The organism is Gordonia paraffinivorans, assembly GCF_900683595.1.
Lineage (GTDB): Bacteria > Actinomycetota > Actinomycetes > Mycobacteriales > Mycobacteriaceae > Gordonia > Gordonia paraffinivorans.
The window spans coordinates 634,070-651,439 of sequence record NZ_CAACYD010000005.1 but is presented as its reverse complement, the minus strand read 5'-3'; the positions used below and the strand labels follow the sequence as shown (position 1 = coordinate 651,439).

General features: G+C 69.6%; 17 protein-coding genes. 13 read left to right on the top strand and 4 right to left on the bottom strand.

Annotated features, from left to right (window positions below):
* The first annotated feature begins 80 nt into the window (after positions 1-80).
* The 4 genes from dapB (at position 81) to E1P53_RS05110 (ending at position 3,445) form a co-directional block, all read left to right on the top strand.
* Positions 81-830: a 4-hydroxy-tetrahydrodipicolinate reductase gene (gene dapB / locus E1P53_RS05125; protein WP_006899221.1), complete on the top strand. Its 750-nt coding sequence runs from the start codon at positions 81-83 to the stop codon at positions 828-830.
* 4 nt (positions 831-834) lie between these two features.
* Entirely contained in the window at positions 835-1,416 is a 582-nt protein-coding gene (locus E1P53_RS05120; protein WP_131733640.1) for a hypothetical protein, read from the top strand.
* Between the two features lie 2 nt (positions 1,417-1,418).
* Positions 1,419-1,871 (top strand): flavodoxin family protein, encoded by a 453-nt coding sequence (locus tag E1P53_RS05115; RefSeq protein WP_006899219.1) that lies wholly within the window; start codon positions 1,419-1,421, stop codon positions 1,869-1,871.
* Positions 1,872-2,005: 134 nt separating this feature from the next.
* Positions 2,006-3,445, top strand: coding sequence for an HNH endonuclease (locus tag E1P53_RS05110; protein WP_006899218.1), 1,440 nt, complete (start codon positions 2,006-2,008; stop codon positions 3,443-3,445).
* Positions 3,446-3,484: 39 nt separating this feature from the next.
* Here E1P53_RS05110 and E1P53_RS05105 read toward each other — a convergent pair whose 3' ends face one another.
* Both E1P53_RS05105 and E1P53_RS05100 read right to left on the bottom strand, forming a co-directional pair.
* Positions 3,485-3,877, bottom strand: a complete 393-nt coding sequence (locus tag E1P53_RS05105; RefSeq protein ID WP_131733639.1) for a nitroreductase/quinone reductase family protein — start codon at positions 3,875-3,877, stop codon at positions 3,485-3,487.
* A gap of 158 nt (positions 3,878-4,035) precedes the next feature.
* Positions 4,036-4,386, bottom strand: a complete 351-nt coding sequence (locus E1P53_RS05100) for an HNH endonuclease (RefSeq protein WP_131733638.1) — start codon at positions 4,384-4,386, stop codon at positions 4,036-4,038.
* A 41-nt stretch (positions 4,387-4,427) separates the two neighbouring features.
* Here E1P53_RS05100 and E1P53_RS05095 point away from each other — a divergent pair, with 41 nt between their 5' ends.
* The 4 genes from E1P53_RS05095 (at position 4,428) to E1P53_RS05080 (ending at position 7,873) form a co-directional block, all read left to right on the top strand.
* The gene (locus E1P53_RS05095) at positions 4,428-5,261 is read left to right on the top strand and encodes a thymidylate synthase (RefSeq protein WP_006899215.1); all 834 of its coding nucleotides are present in this window, start codon (positions 4,428-4,430) and stop codon (positions 5,259-5,261) included.
* Positions 5,262-5,278: 17 nt separating this feature from the next.
* Positions 5,279-5,785 (top strand): dihydrofolate reductase, encoded by a 507-nt coding sequence (locus tag E1P53_RS05090; protein ID WP_040526378.1) that lies wholly within the window; start codon positions 5,279-5,281, stop codon positions 5,783-5,785.
* Positions 5,785-7,011 carry a winged helix-turn-helix domain-containing protein gene (locus E1P53_RS05085; protein ID WP_006899213.1) on the top strand — a complete coding sequence of 409 codons (1,227 nt, stop codon included), beginning with the start codon at positions 5,785-5,787 and terminating at the stop codon, positions 7,009-7,011. The genes E1P53_RS05090 and E1P53_RS05085 overlap by 1 nt, the downstream gene beginning before the upstream one ends.
* Positions 7,012-7,102: 91 nt before the next feature.
* Positions 7,103-7,873 carry an HAD-IIB family hydrolase gene (locus E1P53_RS05080; protein WP_006899212.1) on the top strand — a complete coding sequence of 257 codons (771 nt, stop codon included), beginning with the start codon at positions 7,103-7,105 and terminating at the stop codon, positions 7,871-7,873.
* On the opposite strand, the gene E1P53_RS05075 is transcribed toward E1P53_RS05080, so the two are convergent.
* Positions 7,870-9,513, bottom strand: a complete 1,644-nt coding sequence (locus tag E1P53_RS05075) for an alkaline phosphatase D family protein (RefSeq protein WP_131733637.1) — start codon at positions 9,511-9,513, stop codon at positions 7,870-7,872. The two genes, E1P53_RS05080 and E1P53_RS05075, sit on opposite strands and share 4 nt — an antisense overlap.
* A gap of 115 nt (positions 9,514-9,628) precedes the next feature.
* Here E1P53_RS05075 and thyX point away from each other — a divergent pair, with 115 nt between their 5' ends.
* From thyX to E1P53_RS05055, 4 genes are read left to right on the top strand one after another with little or no spacing between them, the layout of a single operon-like run.
* Positions 9,629-10,381, top strand: coding sequence for an FAD-dependent thymidylate synthase (gene thyX / locus E1P53_RS05070; protein ID WP_131733636.1), 753 nt, complete (start codon positions 9,629-9,631; stop codon positions 10,379-10,381).
* Positions 10,382-10,419: 38 nt separating this feature from the next.
* Complete coding sequence (dapA, locus tag E1P53_RS05065) at positions 10,420-11,325, top strand: 4-hydroxy-tetrahydrodipicolinate synthase (protein WP_040526377.1); 906 nt, start codon at positions 10,420-10,422, stop codon at positions 11,323-11,325.
* The gene (locus E1P53_RS05060) at positions 11,325-13,403 is read left to right on the top strand and encodes a ribonuclease J (protein ID WP_131733635.1); all 2,079 of its coding nucleotides are present in this window, start codon (positions 11,325-11,327) and stop codon (positions 13,401-13,403) included. The genes dapA and E1P53_RS05060 overlap by 1 nt, the downstream gene beginning before the upstream one ends.
* 48 nt (positions 13,404-13,451) lie before the next feature.
* A complete protein-coding gene (locus E1P53_RS05055) occupies positions 13,452-14,084 on the top strand; it encodes a TIGR03085 family metal-binding protein (RefSeq protein WP_131733634.1) in 633 nt (210 codons plus the stop codon).
* 85 nt (positions 14,085-14,169) lie between these two features.
* Here E1P53_RS05055 and E1P53_RS05050 read toward each other — a convergent pair whose 3' ends face one another.
* Positions 14,170-14,559, bottom strand: a complete 390-nt coding sequence (locus tag E1P53_RS05050; RefSeq protein WP_230825137.1) for a hypothetical protein — start codon at positions 14,557-14,559, stop codon at positions 14,170-14,172.
* Between E1P53_RS05050 and E1P53_RS05045 the strand changes: the two genes are divergently transcribed.
* Positions 14,558-17,338, top strand: a complete 2,781-nt coding sequence (locus tag E1P53_RS05045; protein ID WP_131733835.1) for a DNA translocase FtsK — start codon at positions 14,558-14,560, stop codon at positions 17,336-17,338. The genes E1P53_RS05050 and E1P53_RS05045 overlap by 2 nt on opposite strands.
* The last annotated feature ends 32 nt before the right edge of the window (positions 17,339-17,370 follow it).

The window sequence follows — 17,370 nt, the reverse complement described above, 5'->3', positions numbered from 1 at the left end:
TCCGCCCGCCGGTGCCGGTCGGTGGCCGGTGTGCGCGCCACTAGACTGGGTGCGCAACGCGTCACGACGAAGAGGTGGACATGAGCGGAATCAAGGTCGGCGTCCTGGGCAGTCAGGGCAAGGTCGGTCAGGCGATCGTCAAGGCGGTCGAGGAGGCCGACGACCTCACCTACACGGTGGGCGTCGACAAGGGGGATTCGCTCGAGTACTTCACCGACACCGGGACCCAGGTCGTCGTCGACTTCACCCATCCCGACGTGGTGATGGACAATCTGGAGTTCCTCATCTCCAACGGAATTCATGCGGTGGTCGGAACCACCGGCTTCACCGAGGAGCGCCTGGAGACCGTGCGCGGCTGGCTGGCCCAGAACCCGGCGGTCGGCGTGCTCATCGCCCCGAACTTCGCGATCGGCGCCGTGCTGTCGATGCGCTTCGCCGCCCAGGCCGCCAAGTACTACGACTCGGTCGAGGTCGTCGAGCTGCACCACCCGCAGAAGGCCGACGCCCCGTCGGGCACCGCCTACCGCACCGCCGAGCTGATCGGGCGCGCCCGAGCCGAGGCCGGTGTCGGACCGAGCCCCGACGCGACCACGTCCGAACTCGACGGCGCACGCGGTGCGGTCGTCGACGGCGTCCACGTCCACTCGGTGCGCCTCGCCGGTCTCGTCGCCCACCAGGAGGTGCTCCTCGGCACCGCCGGTGAGACCCTCACGATCCGCCACGACTCGCTGGATCGCTCGTCGTTCGCGCCGGGCGTGCTCCTGGGCGTGCGGCAGATCGGTGAGCGGCCGGGACTGACCGTCGGACTCGAAGAACTGATGGATCTCTGATCCCATGACCGACGATCAGCCTGTAGACGGCACTCCCGACGGCGGCACTCCCGACGGCGGGACGCACGACGGCGGCACCCATGCCGGTGACACGGAGGGCGGGGCGCCGCAGCTGGGCCCGAAGAAGAAGGACCCGCGCCCGATCGTCTGGATGATCGGGTTCCTCGTCGTCGCGCTGATCGTCTATTTCGTGCTCCTCGGCTGGCGCGGCTTCCAGCTCATCCTGGCCGGGACGCCCACCGGCATCGGCCTGGGCATCGGTGTCATCGTGCTCCCGCTCATCGGTGGGTGGCTGAGCTATGCGACGCTGCGCGCGGGCATCGAACACCAGAAGCTCGCCGCGATCATGCGGGAAGAGGGACGCGAACTCGACGTCTCGCAGTTGCCGCACCGTCCGTCGGGACGTCTGGAACGGGACGCGGCCGACGAGTTGTTCGCACAGGTGAAGGCCGAGTGGGAGGCCGATCCGACCGACTGGCGCAACACCTATCGCATCGCGCGCGCCTACGACTACGCCGGTGACCGCCCGCGCGCCCGGGCGATGATGAAGCGCGCGGTCGCACAGTTCCACGGGCGGGAGAAGTAACGGTGAGCCGCCTGCTGATCGTGCACCACACGCCCTCGCCGCACTGCCAGGAGATGTTCGAGGCAGTTGTCGCCGGCGCGACCGACCCGGAGATCGAGGGTGTCGAGGTGGTGCGCAAGGCGGCACTGGAGGTCACCGCCACCGACTTCCTCGAGGCCGACGGTTACCTCCTCGGCACCCCGGCCAACCTCGGATATATCAGCGGCGCATTGAAACACGCCTTCGACTGCGCGTACTACCAGATCCTCGACTCGACGAAGGGGCGCCCGTTCGGAGCCTACTTCCACGGCAACCAGGGGACCGAGGGCGCCGAGAAGGCGCTCACCGCGATCACCACCGGGCTCGGCTGGGTGAAATCCGCCGAGTACGTGGTCGTCTCGGAGAAGCCCATCAAGGACGACCGCGAGAAGTGCTGGGAGCTCGGCGCCACCGTTGCGGCGCAGTTGATGGGGTAGCCCAGATCGGTCGTCAGTGTTCCGCGGAACACTGATCGACGAGCGTCGTCGCTCCTCACCTGCTCGTGAGTAGTTGTGTCAGACCCTATCCCTACGATTCGTATATACGTTCGAATCGATTACCCGGGGGTGGAATGTCCGTGAGCGCGCTGATTTCCGAGGGCATGTCGTCGATGTTCGACGGCGCCGACCCGGCATCCTTGTCCGATGCGGTTCTCGAGGAGCGGGTGCTCGGTCATGCCGCGCAGATCACCGCGTTGACCGCGGAGTTCCTGGGACTCGTGGCGGAACTGGACGAGCGGGATTCGTGGCGGGGTCCGGGTATTCACTCGCTGGCGCACTGGTTGTCGTGGAAGGCGGGGGTCTCGCAGCGGACCGCGCACGAGCAGATCCGCGTCGCCAAGGCGCTGCGGGAACTTCCACTGGTCCGTCAGGTCTTCGGTGAAGGGCGGCTGACGTATTCGAAGGTCCGGGCACTCACCAGGGTGGCGACCCCGCTGCGGGAGAAGGAGCTGGTGAACCTCGCATTGGCGTGCACGGCGTCGCAGCTGGAGCGGGCGGTGCGGGCGATGCGACAGATCGACCGGGATCGAGGCACCGATCCGGATCGCCGGGCCCGTGCGGAGTCCCGAGGTCGCTGGAAGTGGAATCCGGATGGGTCGTTGTCGGTCTCGCTGACGTTGGCGCCGTTGGACGGGGCCCGGTTCCTCGCGGGTGCGGTGCGAGCGGAGTACGAGCGCACTCGCACGATGGGAGACCCGGACCTGCCGACGCCGGCGAGTGTTCCGCGGAACACTCCGGTTGCCGGTCCGTCGGTCGAGGGAGCTCCGGATTCGGAGGGCGCGCCCGGGAACCGCCGGGATCTGTGGCGCAACGTGCCGTCGAATCTGGCGCCGGCGGTGGTGGCGATGGCGGATGCGGTTCACGACGGTATCGACATGCCCGACATCGCGCCGGGTGCGGAGATCCTGGTTCACGTCGGTGAGGGGATCGAGAACCCGCATCTGGACGACGGTCCGGCGCTGACCGAGGCCGATCTGGAGGAGGCGTCGTGTGGAGCGTCCGTACGGGAGGTGTTGTCACGGAAGGTGTCCGGCTCCCCGGGCAGGCGTGCGTTGTTGGGGATGGGGCGTAAGCAGCGGACGCCGAGCAAGGCGATGATCCGGGCGTTGTTCTTGCGGGATCGGTGCTGCCAGACGCCGGGGTGTGGGCGGACTCGGCACCTGCATGCACATCACGTGGTGTTCTGGTCCCACGACGGCGAGACCGAGCTGGACAACCTGATCCTGTTGTGCGGGTCGTGCCACCGGGCGCTGCATCGTGGCGAGTTCGCGATCAGAGGTCATGGGCGGCAACGATTCTCTTTTCACATGCCGGACGGATCGGCGATCGAGGTCAGCCCGGCGACGAAGGCTCCGGGTGGGTGGACACCCGACGGGCGGCTCGCCGCAGGTGCCACCGTTCCGGTGGGTGGCGGCCGTCTGGAACTCGGGTACGCCACCGAGGTGATCTACGCGGTCTGGGAATGGCGGGAACGCCAGGCGACCGCGGCGTCGGTTGCCATGGCCGCGTGAGCGTTCCGCGGAACAACTCTGGGTTCCAGCGCTCCCCGGTCAGCGTCGCGTCAGCTTGATGATCGGGATCTCTCGATCGGTCTTCTCCTGATAGGCGGCGAAGCGCGGGTTCTTGCTGATCTCCGCCCACGCCTGCGCACGCTCCTCGCCGTGGAGCTGCTCGGCGCGGACCTCGATCGTCTCGCCGGCGATGTCGATGCGCGCCTTCTCCGGGTTCGCCCGGAGGTTGTGGTACCAGCCGGGGTTCTTCGCGGCGCCGTTGGCGGAGGCGACGATCAGCCGGCTGCCGTCAGGGCCGGGGAAACAGGCGAGTGGATGGGAACGCTCCTTGCCGGTCTTCGCGCCGACGGTGTGCAGGACCAGAGCGTCGCCGCCGCCCAGCTGCCCCTTCTTCCGCACATTACGGGCGACGATCGAGTTGACCAGCCGCATGAAGGGGCCTCTGGGGACCCGGCCGCCACTCGTTCCGGTCGACGGGGGTGAAACTCTTCAGCTGTTCTCCCTTCGCGGTGTCTGATCGCCGGTGCTCACGCGCCGATTCGCCCGTGCCGATTCGACCGTGCAGATTCGACCGAACCCATTCGGCCGTGTCACTCGACGTCGGCGAGTGCCCGGCTCACCTCGTACTGACGCACCAAGAATGCCTTCTCGTCGAGCTTCTTGCGTCGCATCCACGAGGTGACCTCGGTGTTGCACTTGCTCGCATTGCACGACCCGCAGCACGGCACGACGTTGGCCAGGGTGTAGCGGCCGCCCCGGGAGATCGCCAGCATGCAGTCGCGTTGCAGGGGGACGCCGGTCGCGCCGCAGTACGCGCACCCGCCCCAGGCGTCCTGCAGGGCGGCCCACTGGGTGTCGATGAGGTCGTTGTCGCGGGACGCGACGCGCTTGCGGCGGCGCTTCGCGTAGCGGTTGGCGCGGGTCGTGCTGCGGGTGGCCACGGGAGGAGCGTACCCCCGAACGCTTTGCCTAGACTGGCACCGTGAGCACGGCCATCCGCGACATCTCATCGACCGGCGAGATCCCGACCCCCTACGAGGATCTCCTGCGCCTCGTGCTCGAGAGAGGCACCCCGAAGGCGGATCGCACCGGGACCGGCACCCGCAGCCTGTTCGGGCATCAGCTGCGGTACGACCTCGCCGAGGGGTTCCCGCTGATCACCACCAAGAAGGTGCACCTCAAGTCGATCATCTACGAGCTCCTGTGGTTCCTGCGCGGCGACTCGAACGTGCGCTGGTTGCAGGAGCGCGGCGTGACCATCTGGGACGAGTGGGCCGACGAGAACGGCGACCTCGGCCCGGTCTACGGCGTGCAATGGCGTTCCTGGCCGACGCCGTCGGGCGAGCACATCGACCAGATCTCCGCGGCGCTCGAATTGCTCAAGACCGATCCGGACTCGCGCCGCAACATCGTCTCGGCGTGGAACGTCGGCGAGATCCCGCAGATGGCACTCCCGCCGTGCCACGCGTTCTTCCAGTTCTACGTCGCCGACGGCAAGCTCTCGTGCCAGCTGTACCAGCGCAGCGCCGACCTGTTCCTCGGCGTGCCGTTCAACATCGCGTCGTACGCGCTGCTGACGCACATGATGGCCCAGCAGGCCGGCCTCGAGGTAGGCGAGTTCATCTGGACCGGCGGCGACTGCCACATCTACGACAACCACGTCGAACAGGTCACGCTGCAGCTCTCGCGCGACCCGTATCCGTATCCGAGACTCGAACTGCGCAAGCGTGATTCGATCTTCGACTACGAGTACGACGACATCGAGATCGTCGGCTACCGGTCGCATCCGGGCATCAAGGCGCCGGTGGCGGTGTGAGCGCAGGATCCCCGGGCATGCCGACGCACGTCCGGCTGGTCTGGGCCCAGGGCAACGATGTCGCCGGGAAGGGCGCGGCGATCGGCCGGGACAACACCATCCCGTGGCGCGTGCCCGAGGACCTGGCGCGGTTCAAGGAGCTGACCCTCGGCCACCCGGTCATCATGGGTCGCAAGACGTGGGACTCGTTGCCGCCGAGGTTCCGCCCGCTGCCCGGCCGGACCAACATCGTCGTCACGCGCAATCCCGACTGGTCCGCCGAGGGGGCACTCGTCGCCCGGTCGGTCGACGCTGCGCTCGCCCTCGCGGACGACGACTCCGTCAGCGTCATCGGTGGCGGTGAGATCTACCGGGCGGCAATGGAACACGCGACGGAGCTCTGCGTCACCGAGATCGACGTCGACGTCGAGGAGGCGGATGCGTTCGCGCCCGGGATCGGACCGGAGTGGACGGTCGCCGAGGCAGGGGAGTGGCAGACGTCCACCACCGGGATCCGCTACCGGTTCGTCGATCACACCCGCTGATGGCACGCGAGCGGATCACGACGTCGCAGGCGCGGCGGATCGCGCTCGCGGCACAGGGATTCGCCGACGGTCGGCCGTCGGGCACGCCGACGACGGCTCATCTGAAACGGGTCGTCGGACGGACCGGCCTGCTGCAGATGGATTCGGTGAACATCGTCGCGCGAGCCCACTTCATGCCGCTGTTCAGCCGCCTCGGCCCCTACGACCCCGACCTCCTGCACCGCGCGGCATGGCGCCCCGGCCGCGGGAAACGGCTCCTCGTCGAATACTGGGCGCACGAGGCGGCGCTCATCCCGGTCGACGACTGGCCGCTGTTCCGTTGGCGCATGGACGAATTCGCCGACGGGCGCTACCGGACGACGCGCGAGTTCATGAAGCGCAACCGCGCGCTCGCCGCGGACGTGCGGAGCGTGATCGAGACGATCGGCGCCGCGACGCCGCGCGCCATCGAAGAACACCTGGGGATCGAACGTCGAGCCGGCGGCGCGAACAACTGGTGGGATCGCAGCGACGTCAAACACGTCTGCGAGGCGATGTTCGCCGCCGGTGAGCTGTCGGCGGTGCGCAACGCGAATTTCGTCCGCCACTACGACCTGGCCGAGCGTGTCCTCGGGCCCGACGTCCTCGAGCGCAGGCCTGATCGCGACGAGGCGCACCGGCAGCTTCTCGAGCGGGCGGCGCGATCCCTCGGGGTGGCCACGGTCGCCGACCTCGCCGACTACTACCGCCTCAAACCCGCCGACGCCCGGCCCGCGGTCGCCGATCTCGTCGACGCCGGAACGCTCCACGAGGTGCGCGTCGACGGGTGGGACGAGCCGGCCTACCTGGCCGACGGCGCCGTGATCCCGCGGAAGATCACCGCCTCGGCCATCCTGTCGCCGTTCGACCCGCTCGTCTTCTTCCGCCCGCGCACCGAGCGGCTCTTCGACTTCCACTACCGCATCGAGATCTACGTCCCCGAACACAAGCGGGTCCACGGCTACTACGTCCTGCCGTATCTGCTCGGCACCGACCTCGTCGCGCGCGTCGATCTCAAGGCCGACCGCCGGTCACGCACCCTCCTGGTCCTCGCCGCCTTCTGCGAACCCGCCCACGATCGCGGCGTCGTCGCGCAGCGTCTGCTCGCCGACCTGCGAGATCTCGCCGCCTGGCTCGACCTCGACGACGTGTCGGTCGGGGAACGGGGAGACCTCGTGCGGGACCTGAAGGCGGCGATGGGATGCTGAACGGCGGTGCAATGCTGAACGGCGGTGCAACGAAGAAGCGGTGGAATGCCGACCGCCGACCCAACCCGGTGCTGATTGGAGTGAACCGACGATGACCGTGTCGTATGACGGCCACGATTACCGACTGGTGATGTTCGACCTCGACGACACCCTCGCCCCGTCGAAGAGCCCGCTCGACGACACGATGGTGGAGCTGTTGCGCCGCATGCTCGACGTCAGTCTCGGCTGCATCATCTCCGGCGGCAACTTCGGCCAGTTCGACAAGCAGGTGCTCGCGCGTCTGGGCACCTTCGACTCCATCGGCAACCTGCACTTGATGCCCACCTGCGGCACCCAGTACGTGCGCTGGTCGGGCGACGGTTGGGAAACCGTCTACGCCGAGTACCTCACCGACGACGAGAAGAAGCGCACCCTCGACGTCCTCGAGACCGGCGCCAAGGAACTTGGACTCTGGGAGTCGGAGACCTGGGGCGACATCCTCGAGGACCGCGGCAGCCAGATCACCTTCAGCGCGCTGGGTCAGAAGGCGCCGGTCGACGCCAAGGCCGCCTGGGACCCGGACGGCTCCAAGAAGGAGGCGCTGCGTGCCTACGCGGCCGAGCGCCTGCCCGACCTCGAGGTGCGCAGCGGCGGCTCCACGTCGGTCGACGTCACCAAGAAGGGCATCGACAAGGCCTACGGCGCACGCAAGCTCATGGAGATCCTTGGCCTGGAGACCTCGGACATCCTGTTCTTCGGCGACCGGCTCGACGAGGGCGGCAACGACTACCCGGTCAAGGCGTTGGGCATCACCTCGATCGCCGTGCACGGCTGGGAGGACACCCACGCCAAGCTGTCGGCGATCCTGGACCAGAGCGGCTAGCCGGTCGGGTTGCTCACCGGCTGCACCCGCTGGGTCCCGCTCAGCACGCGATAGGACCGCGCGTGGTACTGGCCCGACCGCGGGTCGGTCTTGTCGTACAGGAAGTACCAGTCCATCTGGGCGGCCGACGGGGTCACGGTCAGCACCGAGTACCCGTGCGCGTCGAGGTCGCAGTACCTGATGTGGTGGTTGGCCGTGGTGATGGCCGTCGCCAGGGCCGGACCGGCGGTGCCCGGCGGCACGCCGAGCATCTCGTCGATGTTGCTCGACGTCACCGACGTGCCGACCAGCTCGGTGGCGACGGTGCCGGCTCCCGGGTAGTTCGCGACGTCGACCGGGATGTCACAGGCCCACGACGAGTGGATGTCGCCGGTGACGAACACGACGTTGTCGACGTCGCCGACGCGGATCGCGTCGAGGAGCCTGCGCCGGTCGGCGGCGTACCCGTCCCACTGGTCGGGGTTGTAGGGGATCCCCTCGCGAGGGACGCCGAGCAACTCGGTGACCGCGCCGGTGCTCTTCGGGTCGAGCGGCGGGATCAGCACCGGCGTGATCATCACCGGGTTGCCGACGATCTTCCATCGCGTCCGGGCCGAGGTGAGCCCGTTGGTCAGCCAGGACATCTGCGCCTGCCCGAGCATGGTTCGGGACGGATCGTCGATGCGTCGGGAGGACATGCCCACCTGCCGGTCTCGGTAGGACCGCAGGTCGAGCATCGACAGTTCGAGCAGATTCCCGAATCGCAGGCGGCGGTAGAGATGTCGGCCCGCCGCGTCGACACCCGGGCGGATGGGCATCCACTCGGAGTAGGCGCGGAGCGCGGCCGCGCGCCGGGCCTGCCAGGACCCGTCGCCGGGCGTGTGGTCCTCCGCGCCGCCGCGCCACGCGTCGTTGGACGACTCGTGGTCGTCCCAGGTGCAGATGAACGGGGTCGACCGGTGCAGTGCGGCCAGATTCGGATCGGTCTTGTACTGCCCGTGGCGGATCCGGTAGTCGCGGAGGGTGCGGGTCTTGTGGCGCGGCGCGTGGATGCGGACCGCTCCGGTCTTCCCGGTGTACTCCCCGGTCCCGTACTCGTAGTAGTAGTCCCCGAGGTGGACGACGGCGTCGAGATCCGGTCGGGCGCTCAGGTGCCGATAGGCCGAGAAATACCCCGCCTCCCAGTTCGCGCACGAGACGACGCCGAACCGGACGCGCGCGACGTCGTCGCCCGGGGCGGGCGCGGTGCGGGTGACGCCGACCGGCGACGTCACGCCCGACGCCGGGCCGGAGGTGACGGTGAAGCGGTAGTGGTACCGGGTCCGCGGGCTCAGCCCCGTCGCGTCGACCTTCACGGTGAAGTCCCGGTCGGCGGAGGTCTGCACCGTCCCGGACGCGGCGAGACTCGCGAAACCGGGGTCGCGCGCGATCTCCCAGCGCACCGAACAGGGTTGTCCGACACCCGAACCGGGCGTCGACGCGGGCGTCGGGGTGATCCGCGTCCACAGGATCACCGCGTCGGGCAGCGGATCGCCCGACGCGACGCCGTGGGCGAACACCTGCGAGGTCGGGGGAGTGGCGTGGGCGACGACCACCGGCGCCGCGAACGCGGCTCCGGTGACCACCGCCGAGGTCCGGAGGAAAGTCCGTCGAGTGGACACACACGGACCTTACCCACCACACGCCGCGCGGTCAGGGCGAATCCGGGCCGGATCGGGCGGTGGGGGACAATCGGGGACATCACCGGATGGACCGGATGGAAATGGAGGGGACTGCGTGTCCGAATTGGTGCCGCTGAAGGTGCAGATGGTCGCCATGACCCAGTTCACCCCGCCCGCCGACGTGCCGTGGAGCACCGACGCCGAGGGCGGTGAGGCGCTCGTCGAGTTCGCGGGCCGCGCCTGCTACCAGAGCTGGGACAAGCCCAACCCGCGCACCGCGACCAACGCCGGATACCTGCGGCACATCCTCGAGGTCGGGCACCTGTCGCTGCTCGAACACGCCTCGGTCACCTTCTACATCAGCGGCATCTCGCGGTCGTGCACCCACGAGCTGATCCGCCACCGGCACTTCTCGTACTCGCAGCTCTCCCAGCGTTTCGTCCCCGAGCACGACTCCAACGTGGTCCCGCCGCCGGCGATCGTCGGCGACGAGGAACTGACCGAGCTGTTCGCCAAGGCCACCGACGCCAGCCGCGAGGCCTACACCGAGCTGCTCGCCGCCCTCGAGGCCAAGTTCGCCGACGTGCCCAACGCGATCCTGCGTCGCAAACAAGCTCGGCAGGCCGCGCGGTCGGTGCTCCCGAACGCCACTGAGACCAAGATCGTCGTCACCGGCAACTACCGCGCGTGGCGGCACTTAATCGGCATGCGCGCCACCGAACACGCCGATGTCGAGATCCGCCAGCTCGCCGTCGAATGCCTGCGCCAGTTGATGCAGGTTGCGCCGACGGTCTTCGGCGATTTCGAGATCGGCACGCTCGCCGACGGAACCGAGGTCGCGACCTCCCCGTTTGTACTGGAAGGGTGAGTACGGTCACCGCGGACGAAGCGGTAGCCTTTAGCACCATGAACGCAGTCCAGGAACCGCTGCACGAGCATCCCTTCGGGACGAACGTGGTGGCGATGGTGACCCCCTTCCGTCCGGACGGAAGCCTCGATCTGGACAAGGCGGCGGTCCTGGCCGATCACCTCGTGTCGAAGGGCTGCGACGGCCTTGTCGTCTCCGGCACCACCGGTGAGTCCCCGACGACCACCGTGCCCGAGAAGCTCGACCTCCTGCGGGTCGTGCTCGACGCCGTCGGCGACCGGGCGCGCATCACCCAGGGCGCCGGCAGCTACGACACCGCCGAGAGCGTCCGGTTCGCCATCGAGGCGGAGAAGGTCGGCGCGCACGGTCTCCTCGTGGTGACCCCGTACTACTCCAGGCCGCCTCAGGCCGGCCTGCTCGCACACTTCCGTGCGGTCGCCGACGCCACCTCGCTGCCGGTCCTGGTCTACGACATCCCGCCGCGCTCGATCGTGCCGATCGCCGACGCGACGATGCTGGCACTGGCCGAGCACCCGAACATCCGGGGCGTCAAGGACGCCAAGGGAGACCTGGCCGGGGCCGCGGCGCTGATCGCGACCTCGGGGCTGGAGTACCTCTCCGGCGACGACGGCCTCAACCTGCCCTGGCTGTCGGTCGGCGCGACAGGCTTCGTCAGCGTCATCGGCCACCTGGTGCCCGACCGCCTCCGCGAGATGCAGATCGCCGTGGAGAAGGGCGACCTCGCGACCGCGCGCGCACTCAACGCGTCGATGCTTCCGCTCGTCAACGCCATGGGACGCCTCGGAGGTGTCACCATGGTGAAGGCGGCGCTGCGCATCCTCGGCCTCGAGGTCGGGGATCCGCGACTGCCGCAGGTTCCCGCAACCGGTCCCCAGATCGAGGAGCTCATCGTGGATCTACGCGCGGCAGGTGTTCTGGCCTGATGACGGACAACACCGACGGCACCGAAGGGCAGGCAGTACGGCGCACCCGACGACGCGCTGCGTCCCGCCGGGCCGGGCCCCCGAGCCCGCCGCCGGTGGAGGCCGTGCCGGTGGACTCCGTCCCGGCCACGACCGCACCCGAGGCCGGGTCCCGGCGCCCCCCGCGCGCGGCCGAGACCTCTGAGCCATCCAAGACCTCTGGGTCATCCAAGGACTCGGGGTCACCCAAGACCTCGGGGTCATCCACGAACGCAGGGGCAGAGCAGGTGGCCAAGCACGCGAGGCAGCAGTCGTCGTCCGGGTCCGGATCGGGCTCGGGCGGGGGCCGCCGCGGACGCCACGAACGCGGCTCCGACCGCGGCCGGCGCGAGGAGCAGCCGACACCGGCTCCCGTCGACCGCCTCGGGACCCCGCGCAAGCTGCCCAAGGGCGGCCTGCGCGTCGTCGCACTCGGCGGCATCGGCGAGATCGGCCGCAACATGACGGTCTTCGAGTACAACGGGCGTCTCCTGATCGTCGACTGCGGCGTGCTGTTCCCCGAGGACGCGCAGCCCGGCGTCGACCTGATCCTGCCGGACTTCCGCTATATCGAGGACCGCATGGACGACGTCGATGCGGTGATCCTCACCCACGGCCACGAGGACCACATCGGCGCGATCCCGTTCCTGCTGCGCCTGCGCTCCGACATCCCGGTCGTCGGTTCGAAGTTCACGCTGGCCCTCGTCGAGGCCAAGTGTCGCGAACACCGTCTGCGTCCGAAGCTCGTCCAGGTCACCGAGGGCGAGCAGACCACCCACGGGCCGTTCGAGTGCGAGTACTTCGCGGTCAACCACTCGATCCCGGATGCGATCGCCGTCGCGATCCGCACCCCGGCGGGCGTCGCCCTGCACACCGGCGACATCAAGCTCGACCAGCTGCCGCTCGACGGCCGGCTGACCGACCTCGCCGGTTTCAGCCGCCTCGGCGACGAGGGCGTCGACCTGTTCCTCGTCGACTCGACCAACGCCGAGGTCCCCGGCTTCGTCACCCCCGAACGAGAGATCGGCGGCGTGCTCGACCAGGTCATCGGCAAGGCCCGCCAGCGCGTCATCGTGGCGTCGTTCGCCAGCCACGTGCACCGCATCCAGCAGATCATCGACGTCGCGCACGCCCACAACCGGCGGGTGTGCTTCGTCGGCCGCTCGATGGTGCGCAACATGCAGATCGCGCAGGACCTCGGTTACCTGTCGGTCCCCGATGGCGTCGTCGTCGACCTCGACACCGCGGCCACGCTGCCCGACCACCGCATCGTCCTGATCTCCACCGGCTCGCAGGGCGAGCCGCTGTCGGCGCTGTCGCGGATGGCCCGCGGCGAGCACCGCCAGATCAACATCCGCGCCGACGACCTCGTCGTGCTGGCGTCGTCGCTGATCCCGGGCAACGAGAACTCGGTGTTCGCGGTGGTCAACGGCCTCGCCAAGCGCGGCGCCACCGTCATCACCCAGCAGTCGGCGAAGGTCCACGTCTCCGGACACGCCTCGGCGGGCGAGCTGCTCTACCTGTACAACGCGGTGCGACCGTCGAATGTGATGCCCGTGCACGGCGAGTGGCGGCACCTGCGCGCCAACGCGTCGCTCGCGGTGGCCACCGGCGTGCCGGAGGACCGCGTGGTGCTCGCCGAGGACGGGGTGGTCGTCGACCTCGTCGACGGGCGCGCCGAGATCGTCGGCCGGGTCCCCGTCGGCCACGTCTACGTCGACGGCCTCTCGGTCGGCGACGTCGGCGAATCGACGCTGAGCGAGCGACTCGTGCTCGGCGAGGGCGGCTTCATCGCCATCACCGTCGCCGTCGACGCGGTCACCGGCCGCGCGGTCAGCACCCCGGAGGTCTCGGGGCGAGGCTTCTCCGACGACCCGGGCGCCCTCAAGGAGGCCGCCGACCTGGTCAACCAGGTGCTCGACGCGCTGGCGGCCGAAGGGGTCTCCGACACGCACCGCATCGCCCAGGGCATCCGGCGCGCCGTCGGCCGATGGGTCTCCGAGACCTACCGCCGCCGGCCGATGATCGTGCCCACCGTGCTCGCGGTCGGCGCCGACTGACGCTCGCGCGCGAGCCGGCCGGCCGGGGTCTGGCTACTGTGGATTCCTGTGACCGGTGCACAGGAAGAACGAGCGGCTCTCGTCCGGACCCTGGAGAAGGTGGGGCCCGACGCCCCGACCCTCTGCGAGGGCTGGACCACCCGCGATCTGCTGGCCCATCTCGTCGTCCGTGAGCGGCGCCCTGACACCGGGCCGGGAATCCTGATCCCGGCATTGGCCGGGTACACCGAGAAGGTGCGCGCGAAGGCGGCCGAACGCGACTTCGGCGATCTCCTCGCCGACCTGGCCTCGGGACCGCCGCTGTATTCGCCGTTCCGGCTCGTCGACCGGTTCGCCAACCTCGCCGAGATGTTCGTCCACCACGAGGACGTGTTACGCGGCGGCGTCGACCCGGACAGCGACTGGACCCCGCGGCCCCTGTCGGCGTCGCTGGAGAAGGAGCTGCGCGGACCCGCCGCGTCGATGGCCCGGATGACGCTGAAGAGGATCCCCGCACGCGTCACCCTCCGCACGCCCGACGCCCGCGATCTGGTGAGCGTCGGGTCGGGGGACGAGGTCGTCGTGACCGGGCCGGTCGGGGAGTTGGTGCTCTTCGTCTTCGGCCGGCGTCCCGTGGCGGTCACCTTCAGTGGCGCCGACGCCGCGGTCGCCGCGGTGCGTGAGAGTTCTCACGGACTCTGACGCGTGTCGCTGACGCCGAAGGGTCACAACTTCGACACGCCTCCGTGATCAGTGTTGCCCATGTGACTGAAGTGAACCATCCCGACTAGTCTGTCGGTATGGCTTCGAAGGCAAGCACGGGTACGCGCGCGTCCGCGTCGAGGTCCTCAACGTCGAGGTCCTCAACGTCGGGGGGCTCATCCTCGCGGAGGACCACGTCGAGGAGCTCGGCACGAACGGGCGCCACGAGCGGCCGGTCCACCGGATCGACGGCGCGTTCGGGCGCCACGCGCTCGGGCAAGGGCGCCGCGAAGAGCACTGCGAGCCGCAGCGGCTCGGCCCGTTCGGGTCGGAGCACCGCAGGCACGGCGTCGAAGTCCCGCAGCACCCGGTCCGGAGCGAAGTCGGGTGCCGCCGGCCGCCGGTCGGCGACCGCCGCCCCGAATCGTCGCAAGGCCGTATCGGCCGAGTCGGTCGATCTGCACCGTCGTTCCATCGCCGCCGCGGGCGCCTCGGCGGTGGGGAAGGGGATCGGGGCCGGGTTCTCGCTGTTCGCGCGCGGCGTCGGTTCCGCGGCACGCGTCGGGACCGGCCGCGGGCCTCGTCCCGAACCGCGTGACGACTTCGACGCCGACCGCGACGAGTTCGATCCCGCATTCGACGCCGACGACGATCTCGACTTCGACGGCGAGTTCGACGACCTCGGCGACCGCCGCGCCGCGCGCGCCCAAGGACACAGCCACCGCCGCGACGGAGTGGCCCTCGGTCTGCTGGCATTCGGGCTCCTCATCGCCGCGAGCGTGTGGTTCGGCGCGGCCGGGCCGGTCGGCGCCTTCATCGAGGCGCTGATCCGGGCCGTCATCGGCTCGGCCGCGGTCCTGGTCCCCGTCGCGCTGGTCGTCCTGGCCGTCGTGCTGATGCGACGCCCGCCCAACCCGGAGCGTCGCGGCCGCTACCTCGGCGGCGGCCTGCTGGTCGCGTTGCCGTTGCTGGGCATCATCCACCTGATCGCGGGCGCGCCGACCGACCTGCCGGGCCGCTCGTCGGCGGCCGGTTTCATCGGATTCGCCATCGGCACACCGCTCACCGCGGGCGTCACGGCCTGGGTGTCGGTGCCGATCCTGTTGTTGTGCATGGCATTCGGCGTGCTGATCCTCAGCGGCCGGACGGTCCGCGAGGTCGTCGACGCCGCCGCCGGATGGCTCGGCATCGCCGACCCGCGCGGTGGCGACGTGCCCTGGGACGACGACCTCGACTGGGACGCCGACGCCGAGAACTACGACGACCCGGAGTTCGGCGATCCGGCGGACGATCCGGCCGGAGACGATCCCGTCGCCGACGATCCCGTCGCCGACGATCCCGTCGCCGACGATCCCGCCGACGACGCCGGCTCGTTCTCGTCGCGGATGACGCGGCGTCCGTACTCGTCGAACCCGTACGACAACTACCCGCCGGACGAGACGATCTCGCGCACCTCGGGCCGCACCCGCCGCCCGGCCAAGATCGCCGACGTGCCGGTCGAGGAGGCGCAGACGGAGAACTTCGCCGACGCGTACACCGAGCCGATTGGCGACAACGCGCCGGACGAGCACACCACGGAGGTGATCGGCTCGGCCGCCCCCGCGCGGGCGGCCGCGTCCCGGAAGGCCACGGCCCCGAAGACCACGCCACGGCGCACCGCGACCCCGCGCCCGGCTCCCACCCCCGAACCGGAGCCGGAGCCCGCGGTCGCCGCGTCCGACGACGACACCTTCGCGCCGACCGAGGCGGCCTCGGACGGCGACTACATCCTGCCGCCGCAGCACCTGCTACTCGAGGGCGATCCGCCCAAGGCCGGCACCAGCGCGAACGACGAGATGATCGACCGGATGACCGGCGTGCTCGAGCAGTTCAAGATCGACGCCGCCGTCACCGGCTACACCCGCGGCCCGACCGTCACCCGCTACGAGGTCGAACTCGGCCCGGGCGTCAAGGTCGAGAAGATCACCGCGCTGCAGCGCAACATCGCCTACGCCGCGGCGACCGACAACGTGCGCCTGCTCGCGCCGATCCCCGGCAAGTCCGCGGTCGGCATCGAGGTGCCCAACGCCGACCGCGAGATGGTGCGCCTGGCCGACGTGCTCAACGCGCCGTCGACGCGCAAGGACAAGCACCCGCTCGTCATCGGACTCGGCAAGGACATCGAGGGCGACTTCGTCAGCGCCAACCTGGCCAAGATGCCGCACCTGCTGGTGGCGGGCTCGACCGGTTCGGGCAAGTCGAGCTTCGTCAACTCGATGCTGGTGTCGCTGCTGACCCGGGCCACACCGGAGCAGGTCCGGATGATCCTCATCGATCCGAAGATGGTCGAGCTCACGCCGTACGAGGGCATCCCGCACCTGATCACGCCGATCATCACCCAGCCGAAGAAGGCCGCCGCGGCGCTGGCCTGGCTGGTGGAGGAGATGGAGCAGCGCTACCAGGACATGAAGGCCTCGCGCGTCCGTCACATCGACGACTTCAACGCGAAGGTCCGGTCCGGGGAGATCACGACGCCGCTCGGCAGCGAGCGGGTCTACAAGCCGTACCCGTACATCCTCGCCATCGTCGACGAGCTCGCCGACCTGATGATGACCGCGCCGCGCGACGTGGAGGAGGCGATCGTGCGCATCACGCAGAAGGCGCGTGCGGCCGGCATCCACCTGGTGCTCGCGACGCAGCGCCCGTCGGTCGACGTCGTCACCGGTCTCATCAAGACCAACGTGCCCTCGCGCCTGGCGTTCGCCACCTCGTCGCTCACCGACTCCCGCGTCATCCTCGACCAGCCGGGCGCAGAGAAGCTCATCGGCATGGGCGACGGGTTGTTCCTGCCGATGGGCGCCAACAAGCCCATCCGCATGCAGGGCGCCTACATCACCGACGAGGAGATCCAGGCCGTCGTCGAGTTCACCAAGGAGCAGGCCGAGCCCGAGTACACCGAGGGCGTCACCACCGCGAAGGCCGGCGACAAGAAGGAGATCGACAGCGACATCGGCAACGATCTCGACGACCTGCTGCAGGCCATCGAGCTCGTCGTGTCCAGCCAGTTCGGCTCGACGTCGATGCTGCAGCGCAAGCTGCGCGTCGGGTTCGCCAAGGCGGGCCGCCTCATGGACCTGATGGAGACCCGCGGCGTCGTGGGGCCCAGCGAGGGGTCCAAGGCCCGCGAGGTCCTCGTCAAGCCCGAGGACCTGCCCGGCGTCATCGCGTCGATCACCGGCGGCGGCGGGGGAGACGAGGAACCGGCCGAGGGGTGACGATCGGGTAGGGTGGCCTCAGATCCCGAGGG